This is a genomic window from Pseudomonas sp. MWU16-30323, assembly GCF_020515595.1.
Lineage (GTDB): Bacteria > Pseudomonadota > Gammaproteobacteria > Pseudomonadales > Pseudomonadaceae > Aquipseudomonas > Aquipseudomonas yamanorum.
In genome coordinates this window covers 139,650-159,836 of the sequence record NZ_JAIWYM010000007.1, presented here as the reverse complement: position 1 = coordinate 159,836, position 20,187 = coordinate 139,650, and the positions used below count along the sequence as shown (strand labels likewise).

Below are 20,187 nucleotides of genomic sequence, written 5' to 3'. Positions count from 1 at the left end.
AGAATCCCGGCTGAAGTGAGGGGGCGGCCCAGCCGGGAAAGCTGAAAAGTGGGGTGGGGCAGCCGAATCGGCTGTTGGGTGCGATTGAGGTAACAAAGCTGATCAACTGTGGGAGCTGGCTTGCCTGCGATAGCGGTCTGTCAGTCGATACTTGATTGACTGACAGACCGCTATCGCAGGCAAGCCAGCTCCCACATTAGTATGGGGACGCTGCAGGAATTGAGTCCGTCATTAAGGAGTGCCCATGCCCACTGAAGTTCGTCTCGCCCAACCCACCGATGCCGAGGGCATCAGCCAGGTCATTCTGGCGGCCCTGCATGACAGCAATGCCCGGGATTATCCGGCTGATGTGATTGCGCGGGTGGCGAGCAACTTTACCCCCGAGGCGGTGCTGGGGTTGCTCGCGCGCCGAACGGTGCTGGTGGCGACGCAAGATAAAATCATCGTCGCGACAGCGGCCCTCGATGGCAATGTGGTGCGCTCGGTGTTCGTCAATCCGGCGCTGCAAGGGCAGGGCATCGGGCGCTTGCTGATGATTGAACTCGAGTTGCGCGCCCGGGAAGCGGGAGTGACCACGCTGCATGTGCCATCTTCGCTCACGGCCGAGCCGTTCTACACCAAGCTGGGTTTCCACACGGTGCGCGATGTCTACCATGGCAATGAGCGCACGCTGGTGATGGAGAAGGGGTTGTCATCCCGTCATCCCATCGGCGCCTATCGGGACCGTGCGCATCGGGCGCAGGTGGTAGCGCTGTGGCAGGCGGCGTTTGGTTATGACGCGGCGCACAACCTGCCGAGCCTGGCGATCGACAAGAAGCTGGCGGTCAACGATGGGTTGTTCTTCGTGGCCACCGACAAAAAGGCTGTGATCGGCACCATTCTCGCCGGCTACGACGGGCACCGTGGCTGGCTGTATTCGGTGGCGGTGCATAACGACTATCGCCGCCAGGGCCTGGGCGCTTCGCTGGTGCGGCATGCGGAGCAGGCGTTGACGGCGTTGGGCTGCATGAAGATCAACTTGCAGATCACCAGTGGCAATGACGCGGTGATGGGGTTTTATGAGGCGTTGGGTTATGGCGCTGAGCCGCGGATCAGCATGGGCAAGAAGATCCTGGAAAACATCCCGATGGATAAGGCCTGAAGCCCGATTTTCCAAACGCTGAAATCAAATGTGGGAGCGGGCTTGCTCGCGAATGCGGTGGATCAGTCAATAAATCTGTCGACTGACACTCCGTATTCGCGAGCAAGCCCGCTCCCACAGTTTGGTTTTGCAGTGTTGCTTAGACCTTGACGATCCAGCCTGCAGGCGCTTCAACGTCGCCGGACTGCACGCCAGTCAGCTCTTTGTAGAGCTTCTGGGTGACCGGGCCGACTTCTTTTTCGCTGTAGAACACGTGCAGCTTGTCTTTGTACTCGATGCCGCCGATCGGGGTGATCACGGCGGCGGTACCGCAGGCGCCGGCTTCCTTGAAATCCGACAGCTTGTCGATCAGCACGTCGCCTTCAACCACTTCCAGGCCCAGGCGGGATTTGGCCAGTTCGATCAGCGACAGGCGGGTGATGCCTGGCAACACCGACGGCGAGTTCGGGGTGACGAACTTGTTGTCGTGGGTGATCCCGAAGAAGTTGGCCGAGCCGACTTCTTCGATTTTCGAGTGGGTGGCCGGGTCGAGGTAGATGCAGTCGGCGAAGTTGGCTTTTTTCGCCAGGGAACCGGGCATCAGGCTGGCGGCGTAGTTGCCACCGACCTTGGCGGCGCCGGTGCCGTTGGGCGCTGCACGGTCGTAACCGGAGATCAGGAAGTTGTGCGGGGTCAGGCCGCCCTTGAAGTAGGCGCCCACCGGGATGCAGAAGATCGAGAAGATGAACTCTGGCGCGGTGCGCACGCCGATGTTGTCACCGGTGCCGATCACGAACGGGCGCAGGTACAGCGCGCCGCCGGTGCCGTACGGCGGGATGAACCGCTCGTTGGCGCGGACCACTTCCTTACAGGCTTCGATAAAGGCGTCGGTCGGCACTTGTGGCATCAGCAGGCGACCACAGCTGCGCTGCATGCGCGCGGCGTTCTGGTCCGGACGGAACAGGTTGATCGAACCGTCCTTGCAGCGGTAGGCCTTGAGGCCTTCAAAGCATTGCTGGCCGTAGTGCAGGGCGGTGGAGCCCTCGCTGATGTGCAGCACGTTGTCGTCGGTCAGGGTGCCTTTTTGCCACTCGCCGTCTTTCCAGGTCTGGAGGAAACGCTTGTCGGTCTTGATGTAGTCAAAACCCAGCTTGTCCCAATTGATGCTTTCGTTACCCATGACACCCTCTATCTTTTGTCAACCGCCTGGTCGAAGGCAGGCTTATGGTTTATTTCTGGATGGGCGCAACAATACTTCATTCTTGGCTTGTGTGGGAGCGGGGCAGGTGGACCATTCGACATCCTGGTTGGCCGATCCACCGTCATCGCGGGCAAGCCCGGCTCCCACATTCGACCGTGTTGCCCTGTCGAATGCCGATCCCTTGTGGGAGCTGGCTTGCCTGCGATGGCGCCACCGCGGTCTCAAAGATGCAATGCATGCCCCAGGGCCCGCAGCGCCGCTTCCTGTACCGCTTCGCCGAGGGTGGGGTGGGCGTGGATGGTGCCGGCCACGTCTTCCAGGCGTGATCCCATTTCCAGGCTCAGGCCGAAGGCCGTGGACAATTCCGAGACACCCACGCCCACCGCCTGCCAGCCCACGATCAGGTGATTGTCGCGGCGCGCCACTACCCGTACGAAGCCGGTTTTTGACTCCAGGGTCATGGCCCGGCCATTGGCGGCGAACGGGAAGCTCGACACGATGCAGTCCAGCCCGGCGGCCTTGGCCTCGTCCGGGGTCTTGCCGACCACCACCAGTTCCGGGTCGGTGAAGCACACCGCCGGGATTGCGGCCGGGTTGAATTCGCGGGATTTACCGCTGATCAGTTCGGCCACCATTTCGCCCTGGGCCATGGCGCGGTGGGCGAGCATCGGTTCACCGCTGAGGTCGCCAATGGCCCACACGTTGCGCATGCTGGTCTGGCAACGGCTGTCGATCTTAATCGCCGAGCCATTCATGTCCAAGTTCAAGGCATCGAGGTTCCAGCCCTGGGTATTGGGTTTGCGACCAACGGCAACCAGTACCTGGTCGGTTTCCAGCGACAGCGTCTCGCCGCTGGGGTCGCGCACTTGCAGGGTGTTGTTTTCAAAGCCGGTGACGCTGTGTTTCAGGAACACCTTCACCCCCAACTGCTTCAGGGATTCGGCCACCGGTTGGGTCAGTTCGGCGTCGTAGGCCGGCAGGATCCGGTCCTGAGCCTCAACCACACTGACCTCGGCACCAAGCTTGCGATAGGCAATCCCCAGCTCCAGGCCAATGTAGCCGCCACCCACCACGATCAAGCGTTTAGGGATGCGTTTCGGCGCCAGGGCTTCGGCGGAGGAGATGATCGGCCCGCCAATCGGCAGCATCGGCAAGTTGACACTTTTCGAGCCGGTGGCCAGCAGCAGGTGTTCGCACTGGATGCGCTGGTCGCCGACGTCGACGGTCTTGCCATCCACGACCTTGGCCCAGCCATGAATGACCTGAACCTTGTGTTTTTTCAGCAGCGCGGCAACGCCGGTGGTCAGGCGGTCAACGATGCCGTCTTTCCATTCCACGCTTTTGCCGATATCCAGGGTCGGCACATCGACTTCGATGCCCAGCGGCGAGCCCTGGCTGTGGTGCACGGTTTGCTGGAACTGTTCGGCGACATGGATCAGCGCCTTCGACGGAATACAGCCGATATTCAGGCAGGTGCCGCCCAACGCCTGGCCTTCCACCAGAATGGTCGGGATGCCCAGTTGGCCGGCGCGAATCGCCGCCACGTAACCGCCAGGCCCGCCGCCGATAATCAGCAGCGTGGTGTGCAATGTTTGAGACATGGGTTACTCCAGGAACAGGCTGGCGGGTTGTTCGAGCAGGCCACGGATGGCCTGGATGAATTGCGCCGCGTCCATGCCATCGACCACCCGGTGATCGAAGGAGCTGGAGAGGTTCATCATCTTGCGGATCACGATCTGGCCCTTGATCACCATCGGCCGCTCGACGATGCGGTTGACCCCGACGATGGCCACTTCCGGCAGGTTCAGCACCGGCGTGCTGACGATCCCGCCCAATGCGCCCAGGCTGGTCAGGGTAATGCTCGAACCCGACAGCTCATCGCGACTGGCCTTGCCATTGCGCGCCGCATTCGCCAACCGATTGATCTCTTGCGCCGTGCCCCACAGGTTGCGGGCTTCGGCGTGACGTACCACCGGCACCATCAGGCCGACATCGCTCTGGGTGGCGACGCCCACATGCACCGCGCCGAGGCGGGTGATGACCTGGGCTTCGTCGTCATAACGCGCGTTGATCTGCGGGTAGTCGCGCAATGCGACGACCATCGCCCGCACCAGGAACGGCAACAGCGTCAGCTTGCCGCGGGTGGCGCCGTGTTTCTCGTTGAGGTGCACGCGCAACTCGTCGAGGGCGGTGACGTCGATTTCTTCGACGTAGCTGAAATGCGCGGCACGCCGGGTGGCGTCCTGCATGCGCTGGGCGATCTTGCGGCGCATGCCGATCACCGGGATTTGCTGCTCGTCGTTGCGTTCGGCGTACGGGTTGGAGGCACCGGAATTTTTCGCCGGACCCTGAAGCAAGTAAGCGTCCAGATCTTCATGCAGAATCCGGCCGGCCGGGCCGGAGCCCTGGACCAGTCGTAGCTGGATGCCAGCATCCAGCGCATGTTTGCGCACGGCCGGGGAGGCCAGCGGGCGGTCATCGGCCTCGCGGGCCACGGGGGCTTGCGCAGCCGCTACCGCAGGGTTGGCGGCAGGTTTGGTTTCAACCACCGGCGCGGCCTTGGCTTCCACTTTCGGTGCCGGAGCAGGTGCTGGCGCGACCTTTTCAGCCACCGCCGACAGCGCCGACTCCTTGGTATTGCCCGCGCCTTCCACCTCGATACTGATCAAAATACTGCCCACCGCCATGACTTCCCCCGGCTCGCCGCCGAGGGAGATCACCTTGCCGTGCACCGGCGAAGGAATGTCCACCATGGCCTTGTCGGTCATCACGTCCGCCAGCACCTGGTCTTCTACCACCAGGTCGCCGACCTTGACGTGCCATACCGACAATTCAACTTCTGCGATGCCTTCGCCAATGTCCGGCATCTTGATAACGTGCGTGCCCATTCAGACCTCCATAACCCGATGCAAAGCCGCGCCCACTCGGGTCGGGCCAGGGAAATACGCCCACTCTTGCGCGTGCGGATACGGGGTATCCCAGCCGGTAACGCGCTCGATCGGCGCTTCCAGGTAGTGGAAGCAATGCTCCTGCACCAGCGCCACCAGCTCGGCGCCGAACCCGCAGGTACGGGTGGCTTCGTGAACGATCACGCAGCGTCGGGTTTTTTTCACGGAATTGACGATGGTTTCCAGGTCCAGCGGCCACAGGCTGCGCAGGTCGATGACTTCGGCATCAATGCCGGTTTCTTCAGCGGCAACTTGCGACACATACACGGTGGTGCCGTAGGTGAGGATAGTCACGTCCTTGCCCGGGCGGGCAATGGCGGCCACGTCCAGCGGCACGGTGTAGTAACCGTCCGGCACTTGCGCTTGGGGATGCTTCGACCACGGGGTTACCGGGCGGTCGTGGTGGCCGTCGAACGGGCCGTTATACAGGCGCTTGGGTTCGAGGAAGATCACCGGGTCATCGTTTTCGATGGAAGCGATCAACAGGCCCTTGGCGTCGTACGGGTTGGACGGCATCACCGTGCGCAGGCCGCAGACCTGGGTGAACACCGCTTCAATACTCTGGCTGTGGGTCTGGCCGCCGTAGATGCCGCCGCCGCAGGGCATGCGCATGGTCAGCGGTGCAGTGAACTGGCCGGCCGAGCGATAACGCAGGCGGGCCGCTTCGGAAATGATCTGGTCGGTGGCGGGGTACACGTAGTCGGCGAACTGAATCTCGGCCACCGGCCGCAGGCCATAGGCGCCCATGCCGACCGCCACGCCGACGATCCCGCTTTCGGAGATCGGCGCGTCGAACACCCGCGAGGTGCCGTACTTGTTCTGCAAGCCTTCGGTGCAACGGAACACGCCGCCGAAGTAACCGACGTCCTGGCCGAACACCACCACATTGTCGTCTCGCTCAAGCATCACATCCATGGCCGAGCGCAAGGCCTGGATCATGGTCATGGTCGTGGTGGTCATGGCGGTTTCCAGCTGGATAGTGTTGTTGTGATCGTTCATGTCAGATCCCCAACTCTTGACGCTGGCGCTTCAAGTGCTCCGGCATCTCTTTATAAACGTCTTCGAACATGGTCGCGGCGCTCGGAATCTGGCCACCGGCCAGGGTGCCGTACTGTTCGGCTTCTTTCTGGGCCTTGATCACTTCGGCTTCAAGCTCCGCACTGACCGTCGCGTGTTCCTCTTCGGACCACTGGTTGATGCGCATCAGGTGCTGCTTGAGGCGGGCAATCGGGTCGCCCAGCGGGAAGTGGCTCCAGTCGTCGGCGGGACGGTATTTGGACGGGTCATCGGAAGTGGAGTGCGGGCCGGCGCGGTAGGTCACCCACTCGATCAGGGTTGGCCCCAGGTTGCGGCGGGCACGTTCGGCGGCCCAGGCGGAGGCGGCGTACACCGCGACAAAGTCGTTGCCGTCCACCCGCAGGGAGGCGATGCCGCAACCTACGCCGCGTCCGGCAAAGGTCGTGGCTTCACCGCCGGCGATGGCCTGGAAGGTGGAAATCGCCCACTGGTTATTCACTACGTTAAGGATGACCGGCGCCCGGTACACGTGGGCGAAGGTGAGGGCGGTGTGGAAGTCGGACTCAGCGGTGGCGCCGTCGCCGATCCAGGCCGAGGCAATCTTGGTATCGCCCTTGATCGCCGAGGCCATGCCCCAGCCCACGCCCTGTACGAATTGGGTGGCGAGGTTGCCGGAAATCGTGAAGAAGCCGAAGTCTTTTACCGAGTACATGATCGGCAACTGGCGGCCCTTGAGCGGGTCGCGCTCGTTGGACAACAGTTGGCAGATCAGGTCCACCAGCGGCACTTCGCGGGCCATCAGGATGCTTTGCTGGCGGTAGGTGGGGAAGCACATGTCGTCGATGTTCAAGGCCAGGGCCTGGGCGCTGCCGATGGCTTCTTCGCCGAGGCTTTGCATGTAGAACGACATTTTTTTCTGACGCTGGGCGACCACCATGCGGTTGTCGAAGATCCGCGTCTTGAGCATGGCACGCATGCCCTTGCGCAGAATCTCCACCGGCACGCCTTCGGCCCACGGGCCGAGGGCCTGGCCCTGATCGTCGAGCACGCGAATCAGGCCCTTGGCCAGGTCGGCGGTGTCGGCGGGTTCTACGTCAATTGGGGGTTTGCGCACCGTGCCTGCGTCAGTCAGGCGCAGGTAGGTAAAGTCGGTCTTGCAGCCTGGGCGGCCTGAGGGTTCAGGGACGTGCAGGCGCAGTGGTTCATACTGCTGAGTCATGGCTTTCTACGCTCTATCTTGTGAATTTCTTGTAGTGGGCGCGGTAGCTGACAGTCCGTCTTCGGGTAGAAGAAATCTTGTCCTACAACAATCATAGGCTCGCGGCAGGAGAATATTTATCTCTGTTTCGTTGCGTTGCAGATCATTTGGGGATAAAAAAACTGCATAAACATAATAAACAGGTGGTTTTGTCTCATGCGCAAACTGGACCGTATCGATATCGGCATTCTGAACGCCCTTCAGGAGAACGCCCGCATCACCAACGCCGACCTGGCCCGCTCGGTCAACCTGTCGCCCACGCCGTGTTTCAACCGAGTGAAGGCGATGGAGGAACTGGGGCTGATTCGCGACCAGGTGACACTGCTGGACGCCGACCTGCTGGGGTTGCACGTCAACGTGTTCATCCACGTCAGCCTGGAAAAGCAGAACGAGCTGGCGTTGCAGCAATTTGAAGGGGCGATTTCGGATCGTCCCGAAGTGATGGAGTGCTACCTGATGGCTGGCGATCCCGACTATTTGATTCGGGTGCTGGTGCCGACCATCCAGTCTTTGGAGCGCTTCATGATGGATTTTTTGACCAAGGTGCCGGGTGTGGCGAATATCCGGTCGAGCTTCGCGCTCAAGCAAGTGCGCTACAAGACGGCGCTGCCGCTCCCGCCGGGTGGCTTGATGGTCTGACGCGAGGTCTACGGCGGCTGCCCGCGCCGTCTTTTAAGATTGAAGCCTGACAATATAAATTGGTGTTTTATCGGGGGGCTCCAAAGTACCTGCTAAGCTTTCTTTTTAAATAGCGGGACACGTCATGGACAGTCAGCAATTAATGTGCCGCGCGCTCTACGACTTTAATCTAACTCAGCTCTCCATAGTCGCTGCACTGGAGGATATGGCTGCGTTGATCGGAAAAGTAACTGACTTGTCGCCTGAGATCAGAGCTTCGTTAACGCGCCATCTGGAAACCGTGGGGAGGAATTGTGATCGGTCCTGTGATGCGATGTATTCGCTGATGAATGAAAAGGCCCAGGCCGATTGATTCCAGGTATCCCGCGGTGTTCGGGCGGGTGAGTTTGGTTTGTTAGCCAACTAACGTAAAACTTCGGATTTTATTTAGTTGGCCAATAATAAATGGCGATCACATATTTTTCACAGCCGACTAAACACATTAGTAGCCTTAAGCCTCCTAACTAATTTTCTAAAAAAGGTGAATCCCTATGTCGATGAGATCCTTGGGATTAAATCTTCGTACCACTCTTTGTTTTGCAGTGGTTTGCATTCTGCTGCTCATACAAGGGGGGATGACGCTGGTAAAAGTCGATACGGTCTATTCTTCCACGGTCGAGATTGAAGCCAATTGGCTTCCGAGCATCCGGATGGGTGGGAGGATCGATTCCGCCCTGTATAAGCTGCGCCTGGAGTTGCGGCGTTTTTCCGTAGACAGCGCCCGGCATGATCAAAGCTCACGGGATAAAGTCCAAAGCGTTCGATCAGAACTGAACCAGATTGCCGAGCGCTATGCACCCCTGGTGTCCAGCCCTGAGGAGCGGATCCTGTATGACCAGGTGCTCAGCGGTATTCGAAGTTACAACCAGAAGGTCGACGAGTTTCTGGCGCTCTCTGCCACGGCGTCGACCGAGCAGCTCGGAAATTATCTGCGTGATGTCCAAGGTCCGTTAGCCGTCAAGGTGCAGGACTCGGTCAATGAACTGATTACGTTAAACGAGCGTGGGGCCCAGGACGTTGTGAAAACCGCCGACAACGAGTACAAGGCGACTCGCCTGTTTACCTGGGGGTTGATGATCATTTCAGTGCTGTTGACGATCGTAGTGGCCAGCCTGTTTACCCGCAGCATCCTTACACCGGTCCGTGAGCTTCTCGTGTCGACCGCCATGATCGCCAAGGGCGACCTGCGCGTGGCGATTGCCGTTAATGGCAAGGATGAACTGACGGCGCTGCAGCAATCCACCGCTGCCATGCAAGTGAACCTGAAAACTACCTTGCAGCATATTTCCGAAGCCTCCGGGCAGTTGGCCTCGGCGGCGGAAGAAATGAGCTCGATCACCCGTGAGTCTACAGCGGGTATTGAACGCCAGAGTATGGAGACTGATCAGGCGGCGACGGCGGTCAATGAGATGACTGCCGCCGTTGAGGAGGTCGCCCGGAACGCTGTTTCAGCCTCTCAGTCCACTCAGGATTCCCAACGCTCCGCGAAAGTCGGCCAGGAGCGTGTCACTCAAACCATTGCCTCGATTGAAAAGTTGAGCGCCACGGTGCAGCAGACCGGGCTGGAGGTCGAAGGCTTGGCCAGGCAGGCGCAGGATATTGCGAAGGTAGTGGAGGTCATCCGCTCCATTGCCGAGCAAACCAATCTGCTCGCACTGAACGCGGCCATCGAAGCGGCAAGGGCCGGTGAGCAAGGGCGCGGCTTTGCGGTGGTGGCTGACGAAGTCAGGGCGCTGGCCCATCGCACGCAAACGTCCACGCAGGAAATCGAGCAGATGATTGCGAAAATCCAGACCTGCTCCAGCGAGGCGGTGTCGTCCATGGCGCTCAACCGCAGCGAAGCGGTGGACTCCTTGAAAATCGCCCATGAAGCGGGCCTGGCCATTACCCAGATCACCGAGGCCATCTCCGATATCAATGAAAAAAACCTGCTGATTGCGACGGCGTCGGAGGAACAGGCACACGTGGCGCGCTCCGTGGACCAGAACCTGATCAGCATTCGCGACTTGTCCATCCAGAGTTCGTCGGCGGCGGGGCAGACGTCCATCGCCAGTCATGAACTGTCCAAGTTGGCCGTTGACCTCAAGCAGATTGTTTCGAAGTTTTCCGTGAGTTGATCCCGGTAGGTGGCGGTAAAGGGGGCATGGCGTATGTTGAAACGTATTTCTTCGTCGCAAGTAACCCTTGGCATGCATATCCACAAGCTTGATGGCTCATGGCTTGAGCATGTTTTTTGGAAAAGCAGTTTTTTGCTGAATCGCGCAGAAGACCTGGAGCGCTTGCTGGCGTCAGGGGTCGAGGGCATCTGGATTGATACGCTTAAAGGTTGTGATGTAAAGCGCCCGCAGGTGGCTGTGGCTCAGTTGGCGACCAAGCCTCCTGCGCGAGCGCAGAGTGATCCGCCGGTAGACATGCAGACGGAGGTGGCGCGTGCCGCCAAGGTGTGTGCTGTGGCCAAACGCGCGGTCATTGAAATGTTTAGTGATTTGCGTATGGGCAGGGCCGTCGAGCCCATTCAGGTGGTCCGGTTGGTGGAGGAGATTTCTCGCTCAATGCTGCGTCACCCACATGCATTGATCAGCCTGACCCGTTTGAAAACGGCGGATGAATACACCTACATGCATTCTGTCGCCGTGTGTGGGCTGATGATCGCGCTGGCGCGTCAGTTGGACTTGTCACCTTCCATGGTGCAGGACGCGGGGTTGGCGGGGTTGCTTCACGATGTGGGAAAAATGGCCATCCCTGAGTCTATATTGCGCAAACCTGCGGCGTTGACCCAGGCTGAGTTCGACATCGTGCGCAACCATCCTGTGGAGGGCGCCACGATGTTGCGTAATTATCCGCACATCAGTGCATTGGCGTTGGATGTGTGCCTGCATCACCATGAGAAATACGACGGCAGCGGTTATCCCCACGGGCTGGTTCAGGACCAGATCAGCCTGTTCGCGCAAATGGGCGCCGTGTGTGATGTCTATGATGCGATTACGTCGCAGCGCCCTTATAAGCGGGGTTGGGCCCCGGCCGATGCGATACGGAGAATGTCGGAGTGGGTGGGGCATTTTGAACCGCGGGTATTCCAGGCGTTTGTCCGGTGCGTAGGCATTTATCCCACGGGGGCCTTGGTTCGCCTGGAAAGTGGGCGTATTGGCGTGGTGGTCGAACAACATGCCACTTCGTTGCTGACCCCGGTGGTCAAAGTGTTTTTTTCGGCCCGCTCCCGGTTGCCGATTGTCCAGGTACTGGTGAATCTGGATGAACAGCGTGACAAGATCGTTAGCCGGGAAAGCATTGAGGAATGGGGTTTCAAGCATATAGACGAGTTGTGGTCGGGGCTTGCGAAACCCAAGGCGTCCTATTTCGACTAGGCCGCCCTCATAGCTGGTTCAACGGGATCTTCAGATACACCACGCCATTGTCCTCCGCCGGCGGCATCACCCCGGCCCGCACATTCACCTGGATCGCCGGCAGCAACAGCGTCGGCATGCCCAACCCGGCATCCCGAGTGGTGCGCATTTCGACAAACGCCGCCTCATCCACCCCGTCATGCACATGAATATTCCCCGCCCGTTGCTCAGCCACTGTGGTCAGGCACTTGGCGGCGCGTCCCTCAGGCGGATAGTCATGGCACACGTACAACCGGGTCTGCGGCGGGAACGCCAACAACGTGCGCATCGACGCATACAGCTGGCGCGCATCGCCACCGGGAAAATCGCAGCGCGCCGTGCCCACATCCGGCATGAACAGCGTGTCACCCACCAGAATCAACTGGTCATCGATCAGGTACGCCATGTCCGCCGGTGTATGCCCCGGCACGTGCAGCGCCTGGGCCTTCAGGTTGCCGATGTGAAACACCTCATCCGGCGCAAACAGGTGGTCGAACTGCGACCCGTCCACCCGAAACTCCGGCTCCAGGTTGAACAGGTTCTTGAACACCCCCTGTACCTTGCTGATGGACTCGCCAATCGCGATCTTGCCCCCCAGCTGCCGACGCAAATACGGCGCCGCCGACAAGTGATCCGCATGGGCATGGGTTTCCAGCAACCACTGCACCTGCAAGCCATGCTCGCGCACAAACGCGACCACCTTGTCCGCCTGGCCAGTGCCGGTGCGTCCGGAGGCCGGATCGTAATTGAGCACCGAGTCAACGATGGCGCATCGGCCACCGTCCGTTTCATAGACGACGTAGGTGTAGGTCGACGACGCCTCGTCCAGAAAGGATTGAATCAACGCTGGCATGACGGTTGTCCCAAATAAGTAGTTACAATCACTTTACGTTTACACATAATGTTTTGAGCTTAAGTGACAGAGAGAGCCCCACGCAAATGGAATCGAACCTGAGTGAAGGCGAAGTCGCGCAATTGCGTGCTTCCGCGTCCAAGGCCTGCGCCTTGCTCAAGGCCCTGGCCAATGAAGACCGGCTGTTGATTCTCTGCCAGTTGACCCAGGGTGAACGCAACGTCGGCGAGCTGGAAACCATGACCGGCGTGCGCCAGCCAACCCTGTCGCAACAGCTGGGCATCCTGCGGGACGAAGGGCTGGTGGCCACCCGTCGGGAAGGCAAATACATTTTCTACGGGCTGGCCAGCCACGAAGTGATTCAAGTGATGAAGACGCTGTCCGGGCTGTATTGCGGCGCCGTGATAAAAAGCTGGGCGTGACGCCGTACGGCAACGACCCTTGTGTGCATTTTTAAAAGAAAGGCCATAGACCATGAACGACCAACACTGGGGACCTACCATCAGTGGCGATATCGTTGTCATCGGTGGCGGCTCGGCAGGCATCGGCCTGCTGGCCAGCCTGCTCAAGCGCGACCCGCACCTGAATATCATCCTGATCGAACCCAGCGACCACCACTACTACCAACCGGCCTGGACCCTGGTGGGCGGCGGCGCCTATGACGTCAAGAAGACCGTACGCCCCATGGCCGACGTGCTGCCCAACGGCGTCACCTGGATCCAGGCGGCCGTCAGCGAATTACTGCCTGACGCGCACACCCTGGTGCTCGACAGCGGCCAGCGCGTCACCTGGAAAAACCTGATCGTATGCCCGGGCCTGCGCCTGGCCTGGGAAAAAATCGAAGGCTTGCCAGAGACCCTTGGCCAGCATGGCGTTACGTCCAACTACAGCTACGAGCACGCCGCCTACACCTGGCAGCGGGTGCAGCAACTCAAGCATGGCAAGGCGATCTTTACCCAGCCGGCCATGCCGATCAAATGCGCCGGCGCCCCGCAAAAGGCCATGTACCTGTCGTGCGATCACTGGCTCAAGCAGGGTGACCTGAAAAACATCAAGGTCGAATTCAACCTGGCCGGTGCCGCCTTGTTTGGCGTGGCGACCTTCGTCCCGCCACTGATGAAGTACGTTGAAAAGTACGCCGCACAACTGGCGTTCAACTCCAACCTGGTCAAGGTCGACGGCCCCGCGCGCAAGGCCTGGTTCGAGATCAAGGACGCCGAAGGCAATGTGCGCGTCGAAGAGAAAACCTTCGACCTGCTGCACGTCGTCCCGCCGCAGGTCTCCCCGGACTTCATCCGCCAAAGCTCTTTGGCCGACGCCGCCGGCTGGTGCGAAGTCAATCCCCAGAGCCTGCAACACCTGCGCTACCCGCACATCTTCGGCCTGGGCGATGTGTGCTCCACCACCAACGCCAAGACCGCAGCGGCCGTGCGCAAGCAGATCGTGGTGGTGGCGGAAAACCTGCTGGCCCTGCGCAAACAGGCGCCATTGCCCCTCAAGTACGACGGCTATGGCTCCTGCCCGCTGACCGTGGAGAAGGGCAAGGTGGTACTGGCCGAGTTCGGCTATGGCGGCAAGCTGCTGCCGACCTTTCCCCTCGACCCGACTGTGGCACGGCGTTCGGCGTGGTTCCTCAAGGCGAGCTTCCTGCCGTGGTTCTACTGGAACGGCATGCTCAAGGGCCGCGAGTGGCTGACCCGTCTGGCCAAGGTGGATTGAGGCAACCCTATGCTGCTGGCAAGTTTTCTGGGCGTGTTGATGGGGTTGGTCATGGGCCTGACCGGCGCCGGGGGCGGCATTCTGGGCGTCCCGGCGTTGGTATTGGGATTGGGTTTGACCATGACCCAGGCCGCACCCGTGTCGTTGTTCGCGGTGGGTGCCGCCGCCGCCGTGGGGGCTATTGATGGCTTGCGCCATGGCCTGGTGCGTTACCGCGCGGCGCTGCTGATTGCGCTGCTTGGCGCGCTGTTTTCGCCGCTGGGGGTATTCTTCGCCCACCAGATGTCGGAGAACGTCCTTATGGGCCTGTTCAGCGCGCTGATGGTGCTGGTGGCCTGGCGCATGCTGCAACGGGAGAAGTTTGAGGCTGGGCCGAGCGACCACGGCACCGCGTCGTGGGGCCAGAAGAACTGCATGCTCGATCAACAGACCGGACGCTTTTCCTGGACCGCCAAATGCACCGCCACCCTGGCGGCCCTGGGGGCAGTGACCGGTGCGGTCTCGGGCTTGCTCGGGGTGGGCGGTGGCTTTCTGATCGTGCCGGCGTTCAAGCAACTGACCGATGTACAGATGCGCGGCATCGTCGCCACCTCGCTGATGGTGATCAGCCTGATCTCGTTGATCGGCGTGGTCGGTGCGTTTCATGCCGGGATCAGTATCGAGCCGATGGGCTGGGTGTTTATCGGTTCGAGCATTGTCGGCATGTTGGCGGGGCGGCGCCTGTGCTCGGTGATCAAGGCGCGCACCTTGCAGGTGGGTTTTGCCACCCTGTGTGTGCTGGTGGCGGCGGGCATGCTGTTTCGGGCCCTCATTCAGGTGCCTTGAAATGCGGGCTACCTCCCGCTCCTGCGGGTATTGCGGTATCAGCGCCGCAGGTAGGCGCCGAAGTCGATGTCCCCGGCACTGAGAATCGCCTGCACCCGATTGTGCACATTCAATTTGCGCAGGATCGCCGAGACATGGGCCTTCACCGTGGTCTCGGCAATCTCCAGGCTATAGGCAATTTGCTTGTTCGAGTCGCCCTTGGTCATCCGCTCCAGTACCAGCAATTGCTTGCGGGTCAGGGCTTGCAGCAGCTCCGGCGCAAGCCCCAGGCACTCATTCATGCGCCGTTGTCCGCCGATTTTCTGGCTGCGAATAATGTCCGGCGGCAAATACACATTGCCGTTGAGAATCTGTTGGATCGCCTCGGTCATCTGCAGCCTGGGCGAGGACTTGGTGATAAACCCCACCGCGCCATAGGTGATGGCTTGCAGCACGACCTGCTTGTCCTGCTCGGCAGACACGATCACCACCGGAATCGTCGGCGACTCGTTGCGCAGGTTGATCAGGCCATTGAGGCCATGCATGCCGGGCATGTTCAGGTCCAGCAGGATCAGATCCAGGTCATCGTGCTCCTGGCTCAGGGCCAGGGCGCTGTCCAGGTCGCCGGTTTCCATCACTTCGCTGCCCGGGAACCCGTCGCTGATGACGCTGTGGATCGCTTCGCGAAACAGTGGGTGGTCGTCGGCAATCAGAATTTTGTACATGGACGTTCACCTTATTATTTTTGCGTATTCAAGCAGGTCCAATCCATACGCGCATGGGCCCATTACATGCCAGTCTCGATCCCTTGGGAATGCGACGATAGAGAGGGGAATCAGTACCAAAGTAGTAGATCGTGCCGTGCGTCGCGGTTCCAGGGCTACCCATTGGTCTGATTGCATTCAGTGCCGGATGGGTTAGTGTGGAGCGCATCTTCCAGAATAATAAAAACAGGCTTACCAATGAGCCCGAACCTGAGTCTCCTGCGTAAATTCGTTTCCCCTGAAATCATCTTTGGCGCCGGCTGCCGGCACAACGTAGGCAACTACGCCAAGACCTTTGGCGCGCGCAAGGTGCTGGTGGTCAGCGATCCCGGCGTGGTTGCTGTGGGCTGGGTGGCCGATGTCGAGGCCAGCCTGCAAGCCATCGGCATCGACTACTGCCTGTACACCGCCGTTTCGCCCAACCCTCGGGTTGAGGAGGTGATGCTCGGCGCCGAGGTCTACCGTGAGAACCATTGCGACGTGATCGTCGCCGTCGGCGGCGGCAGCCCGATGGACTGCGGCAAGGCCATCGGCATCGTGGTCGCCCATGGCTGCAGCATCCTCGACTTCGAAGGCGTCGACACTATCCGCGTGCCGAGCCCGCCGCTGATCCTGATCCCGACCACGGCTGGCTCCTCGGCGGATGTCTCGCAGTTTGTGATCATTTCCAACCAGCAGGAGCGCATGAAGTTCTCCATCGTCAGCAAGGCGGTGGTGCCCGATGTCTCACTGATCGACCCGGAAACCACGGCGAGCATGGACCCGTTTCTCTCGGCCTGTACCGGCATCGATGCGTTGGTGCATGCCATCGAGGCCTTCGTGTCCACCGGCCATGGCCCGTTGACCGATCCCCACGCGCTGGAGGCCATGCGTCTGATCAATGGCAACCTGGTGCAGATGATCGCCAACCCCGGCGACATCGCCCTGCGGGAGAAGATCATGCTGGGCAGCATGCAGGCCGGGCTGGCGTTTTCCAACGCGATCCTCGGCGCGGTGCATGCCATGTCCCACAGCCTTGGCGGCTTTCTCGACCTGCCCCATGGCCTGTGCAACGCAGTGCTGGTGGAACACGTGGTGGCGTTCAACTACAGCGCGGCGCCGGAGCGTTTCAAGGTGATTGCCGAGACCTTCGGCATTGATTGCCGGGGCCTCAACCACCGGCAAATCTGCGGCCGGCTGGTGGACCATTTGATCGCCTTGAAGCATGCGATCGGCTTCCACGAAACCCTCGGCCTGCATGGGATTCGAGTGGCGGACATTCCCTTTCTGTCGCAGCACGCCATGCACGACCCGTGCATCCTCACCAACCCGCGTGAATCCAGCCAGCGTGACGTCGAGGTCGTCTATGGCGAAGCTCTCTGACGATCAGCAACGGGCACTCGCCGGGCTGCTGGGGCTGGGCAACCACTCGGCGCGCAAGAGCCATTACCCCGAACTGACCGCGCGCCTCGACGAGCTGGAAGCCGAGCGCAAACGCTACATCCGCCTCAACGACGAATTGGAGCAGCGGGTCGCGGCGCGTACCGACGAGTTGCTGGAAGCCAACCGCAACCTGCAACAGCAAATCGCCCAGCGCGAGAAGATCGAACAGGACCTGCGCGATGCTCGGGATGCCGCCCAGGCCGCCAACCGCAGCAAGGACAAATACCTTGCCGCCGCCAGTCATGACCTGCTGCAACCCCTCAACGCCGCGCGCTTGCTGATTTCCACCCTGCGTGAGCGCCACTTGCCCAGCGTCGAACACGTGTTGGTGGAGCGCACCCACCAGGCCTTGGAGGGCGCCGAGGATTTGCTCACCGACCTGCTGGACATTTCCCGGCTCGATCAAGCGGCGGTCAAGCCGGACATCGCCCTGTACCGTCTCGACGAACTGTTCGCACCGCTGGTTTCTGAATTCCAGTCGGTGGCCGCGGCGTCCGGTCTGAACCTGCGGGCGCATACAGGTCGTTACGCAATCAACACCGACCTGCGGCTGGTGACGCGGATCCTGCGCAACTTTCTCAGCAACGCCTGCCGCTACACCAGCGCGGGCACCATCCTGCTGGGCGCCCGCCGCCGAGGTGAGCGGTTGCGCCTGGAGGTGTGGGACACCGGGCGCGGAATTGCGGCGGACCGTCTGGACGCCATCTTCCTGGAGTTCAATCAACTGGACGTGGGCCGCGCCGCCGACCGCAAGGGCGTGGGACTGGGGTTGGCGATTGTCGAGCGTATCGCCGAGGTCCTCGGTTATCCGGTGGCGGTGCGTTCGTGGCCGGGGCGCGGTTCGATGTTCAGCATCGAAGTCCCCATCAGCGAGGACATGCCGCTGCCCATCAGCGTGGTGGCCGCGCAACCGAGCACCGGCAACCCGCTGCCGGGGCGCCGCCTGCTGGTGCTGGATAACGAAGTCAGCATCCTCGACAGCATGAGCGCGCTGCTTGGGCAGTGGGGCTGCGAGGTGGTCACTGCGACCGATCAGGCCGGCGCACTGCTTGCGTTGCAGGGCAGGGCACCGGAGCTGATTCTCGCGGACTATCACCTGGACCATGGCGTGGTGGGCAGTGAGGTGGTGCACCAGTTGCGCGAGCATTTTGGCTGCAGGATTCCGGCAGTGATTATCACCGCCGACCGCACCGACCAATGCCGCCGTGCCTTGCAGCGGCTGGACGCGCCATTGCTCAACAAACCGGTCAAGCCCGGCAAGTTGCGGGCGGTGTTGACCCAGTTATTGGCCTAGCCACTTGATACCCGTCAACACCGGGCGTGACGCGTTGCCTCATGCTGTCGGCCTGATTTAAAGGCCGACGGAGAACCCCATGAGTGCCCCCGCAACAACTGCTGCTTCCTTCAAGTTGCCCTTGGGCCTGGTGGTCGGCGTACTGGTGATGGTCGGCGTGCTGCTGTTGCCGTTGCCGGCCGACTTGCCGGTGGCCGGGCACCGGATGCTGGCGATCCTCGCGTTTGCGGTGGTGGTGTGGATCACCGAAGCGGTCTCTTATGAGGCCAGCGCGATCATGATCACCTCATTGATGGCTTTTTTGCTCGGCACTGCGCCGTCGCTGCAAGACCCGGCGCACCTGATCGGTTCCAGCCCGGCCATCAGCATGGCGTTGACGGGGTTTTCCAACCCGGCATTGGCACTGGTGGCGGGTGCACTGTTTATCGCGGCAGCCATGACCCATACCGGCCTGGACCGGCGCATTGCGTTGGTCACCCTGACCCGCGTGGGTACCAGCACCCGGGGGATTCTCGTCGGGGCAATTGCCGTGACCATCCTCCTGAGCCTGGTGGTGCCCAGCGCCACGGCTCGCAGCGCGTGTGTGGTGCCCATCATGATGGGAGTGATTGCGGCGTTTGGGGTGGATAAGCGTTCGAATATCGCAGTTGGAATCATGATCGTCGTGGCCCAGGGCACGAGCATCTGGAACGTCGGCATTCAGACGGCGGCGGCGCAGAACCTGCTGACGGTTGGCTTTATGGACAAGATGCTGGGGCAGCGGGTGTCGTGGATCGACTGGTTGATCGCCGGGGCGCCGTGGGCGGTGATCATGTCGGCGGTGTTGTTGTTTTTGGTGTTGAAGTTGCTGCCGCCGGAGAGTGACAGCATTCCCGGGGGCAAGGAGGCGGTGGCGCAATCGCTGGTGGATATCGGGCCGATGACGGGGCCGCAGAAGCGCTTGCTGACGGTGTCGGTATTGCTGTTGCTGGCGTGGGCCACCGAGGGACGACTGCACAGCTTTGATACGACTTCGACGACGTATGCCGGGTTGGTGTTTTTGCTGATGCCGGGGATTGGGGTGATGACCTGGAAGGATGTGCAGTCGCGGATTCCGTGGGGCACGGTGATTGTGTTCGGGGTGGGTATCAGCCTGGGTACGGCGTTGCTGACGACCCAGGCGGGGCAGTGGTTGGGGTCGCAGGTGGTGGCGCATACCGGGTTGGATCAGGTGGGGCCGCTGGGGGTGTTTGCGATTCTGGGGGCGTTTTTGATCGTGATTCATTTGGGGTTTGCCAGTGCCACGGCGTTGACCTCGGCGTTGTTGCCAATTTTGATTGCGGTGTTGCAGACATTGCCCGGGGAGTTCAGTCGGCTGGGGATGACGATGCTCCTGGGGTTTGTGATGAGCTACGGGTTTATCCTGCCCATCAATGCGCCACAGAACATGGTGTGTTTGGGGACCGGCACGTTTACCGCGCGGCAGTTTGCCAAGGTCGGGATTTTGGTGACGCTGATTGGGTATGGGTTGATGTTGGTGTTTGCGGCTACGTATTGGAGTTGGTTGGGGTGGGTTTGAAGTGATTGCTGTAGGTGCTGATTAACTCGCTTGTAGCCCTTTTCTGAAAATCAATTTCCATCACCTGATTTTCTGCCGGTTAAGCCATTCCCGATTTTATATTTCGAGCTCTTCTTTTGGAGCAGGAATCAGGGAATGGCGACGGCTTACATCAACCACGAAGGGCAC

The 20,187-nt window shown here is 60.7% G+C and carries 18 protein-coding genes; 11 read left to right on the top strand and 7 right to left on the bottom strand.

Translation table 11 applies throughout. The features are described from left to right. Positions 1-244: 244 nt before the first annotated feature. Positions 245-1,141 carry a GNAT family acetyltransferase gene (locus tag LIY45_RS11445; RefSeq protein ID WP_226476383.1) on the top strand — a complete coding sequence of 299 codons (897 nt, stop codon included), beginning with the start codon at positions 245-247 and terminating at the stop codon, positions 1,139-1,141. 139 nt (positions 1,142-1,280) lie between these two features. Here the strand turns inward: LIY45_RS11445 and LIY45_RS11440 are convergent, their stop codons facing one another. The 5 genes from LIY45_RS11440 to LIY45_RS11420 all read right to left on the bottom strand — a co-directional run bounded on the left by LIY45_RS11440 (position 1,281) and on the right by LIY45_RS11420 (position 7,505). Next, complete coding sequence (locus LIY45_RS11440) at positions 1,281-2,300, bottom strand: branched-chain amino acid aminotransferase (RefSeq protein WP_169389183.1); 1,020 nt, start codon at positions 2,298-2,300, stop codon at positions 1,281-1,283. A 242-nt stretch (positions 2,301-2,542) separates the two neighbouring features. Further along, complete coding sequence (gene lpdA / locus LIY45_RS11435) at positions 2,543-3,922, bottom strand: dihydrolipoyl dehydrogenase (protein ID WP_226476382.1); 1,380 nt, start codon at positions 3,920-3,922, stop codon at positions 2,543-2,545. 3 nt (positions 3,923-3,925) lie between these two features. Further along, positions 3,926-5,209 (bottom strand): dihydrolipoamide acetyltransferase family protein, encoded by a 1,284-nt coding sequence (locus tag LIY45_RS11430; protein WP_226476381.1) that lies wholly within the window; start codon positions 5,207-5,209, stop codon positions 3,926-3,928. Next, entirely contained in the window at positions 5,210-6,268 is a 1,059-nt protein-coding gene (locus LIY45_RS11425) for an alpha-ketoacid dehydrogenase subunit beta (protein ID WP_226476380.1), read from the bottom strand. A gap of 1 nt (position 6,269) precedes the next feature. Further along, the gene (locus LIY45_RS11420) at positions 6,270-7,505 is read right to left on the bottom strand and encodes a 3-methyl-2-oxobutanoate dehydrogenase (2-methylpropanoyl-transferring) subunit alpha (protein WP_226476379.1); all 1,236 of its coding nucleotides are present in this window, start codon (positions 7,503-7,505) and stop codon (positions 6,270-6,272) included. A gap of 195 nt (positions 7,506-7,700) precedes the next feature. On the opposite strand from LIY45_RS11420, the gene LIY45_RS11415 reads away from it, so the two are divergent. The 4 genes from LIY45_RS11415 to LIY45_RS11400 all read left to right on the top strand — a co-directional run bounded on the left by LIY45_RS11415 (position 7,701) and on the right by LIY45_RS11400 (position 11,587). Continuing rightward, complete coding sequence (locus tag LIY45_RS11415; protein WP_017476898.1) at positions 7,701-8,183, top strand: Lrp/AsnC family transcriptional regulator; 483 nt, start codon at positions 7,701-7,703, stop codon at positions 8,181-8,183. 124 nt (positions 8,184-8,307) lie between these two features. Then, a complete protein-coding gene (locus LIY45_RS11410) occupies positions 8,308-8,535 on the top strand; it encodes a hypothetical protein (RefSeq protein ID WP_226476378.1) in 228 nt (75 codons plus the stop codon). A gap of 178 nt (positions 8,536-8,713) precedes the next feature. Next, complete coding sequence (locus LIY45_RS11405) at positions 8,714-10,339, top strand: methyl-accepting chemotaxis protein (RefSeq protein ID WP_226476377.1); 1,626 nt, start codon at positions 8,714-8,716, stop codon at positions 10,337-10,339. Positions 10,340-10,372: 33 nt separating this feature from the next. Next, entirely contained in the window at positions 10,373-11,587 is a 1,215-nt protein-coding gene (locus LIY45_RS11400) for an HD-GYP domain-containing protein (protein WP_226476376.1), read from the top strand. Between the two features lie 7 nt (positions 11,588-11,594). On the opposite strand, the gene LIY45_RS11395 is transcribed toward LIY45_RS11400, so the two are convergent. Next, entirely contained in the window at positions 11,595-12,458 is an 864-nt protein-coding gene (locus LIY45_RS11395; RefSeq protein WP_226476375.1) for an MBL fold metallo-hydrolase, read from the bottom strand. Positions 12,459-12,544: 86 nt separating this feature from the next. Between LIY45_RS11395 and LIY45_RS11390 the strand changes: the two genes are divergently transcribed. From LIY45_RS11390 to LIY45_RS11380, 3 genes are read left to right on the top strand one after another with little or no spacing between them, the layout of a single operon-like run. Next, positions 12,545-12,880 carry a metalloregulator ArsR/SmtB family transcription factor gene (locus LIY45_RS11390; protein WP_010166774.1) on the top strand — a complete coding sequence of 112 codons (336 nt, stop codon included), beginning with the start codon at positions 12,545-12,547 and terminating at the stop codon, positions 12,878-12,880. Between the two features lie 52 nt (positions 12,881-12,932). Continuing rightward, the gene (locus LIY45_RS11385; protein ID WP_226476374.1) at positions 12,933-14,177 is read left to right on the top strand and encodes an FAD/NAD(P)-binding oxidoreductase; all 1,245 of its coding nucleotides are present in this window, start codon (positions 12,933-12,935) and stop codon (positions 14,175-14,177) included. 9 nt (positions 14,178-14,186) lie between these two features. After that, positions 14,187-15,002: a sulfite exporter TauE/SafE family protein gene (locus LIY45_RS11380; RefSeq protein WP_226476373.1), complete on the top strand. Its 816-nt coding sequence runs from the start codon at positions 14,187-14,189 to the stop codon at positions 15,000-15,002. Between the two features lie 38 nt (positions 15,003-15,040). Here the strand turns inward: LIY45_RS11380 and LIY45_RS11375 are convergent, their stop codons facing one another. Beyond that, on the bottom strand, positions 15,041-15,706 hold the full coding sequence (locus LIY45_RS11375; protein WP_017476905.1) for a response regulator transcription factor: 666 nt from the start codon (positions 15,704-15,706) through the stop codon (positions 15,041-15,043). Positions 15,707-15,943: 237 nt separating this feature from the next. Between LIY45_RS11375 and ercA the strand changes: the two genes are divergently transcribed. From ercA to LIY45_RS11360, 3 genes are all read left to right on the top strand, one after another. Beyond that, the gene (ercA, locus tag LIY45_RS11370) at positions 15,944-17,107 is read left to right on the top strand and encodes an alcohol dehydrogenase-like regulatory protein ErcA (protein WP_003207798.1); all 1,164 of its coding nucleotides are present in this window, start codon (positions 15,944-15,946) and stop codon (positions 17,105-17,107) included. Continuing rightward, positions 17,091-18,461, top strand: coding sequence for a hybrid sensor histidine kinase/response regulator (locus LIY45_RS11365; protein WP_226476372.1), 1,371 nt, complete (start codon positions 17,091-17,093; stop codon positions 18,459-18,461). Before ercA ends, LIY45_RS11365 begins: the two co-directional genes overlap by 17 nt. A gap of 79 nt (positions 18,462-18,540) precedes the next feature. Next, positions 18,541-20,019 carry a DASS family sodium-coupled anion symporter gene (locus LIY45_RS11360; RefSeq protein WP_226476371.1) on the top strand — a complete coding sequence of 493 codons (1,479 nt, stop codon included), beginning with the start codon at positions 18,541-18,543 and terminating at the stop codon, positions 20,017-20,019. The last annotated feature ends 168 nt before the right edge of the window (positions 20,020-20,187 follow it).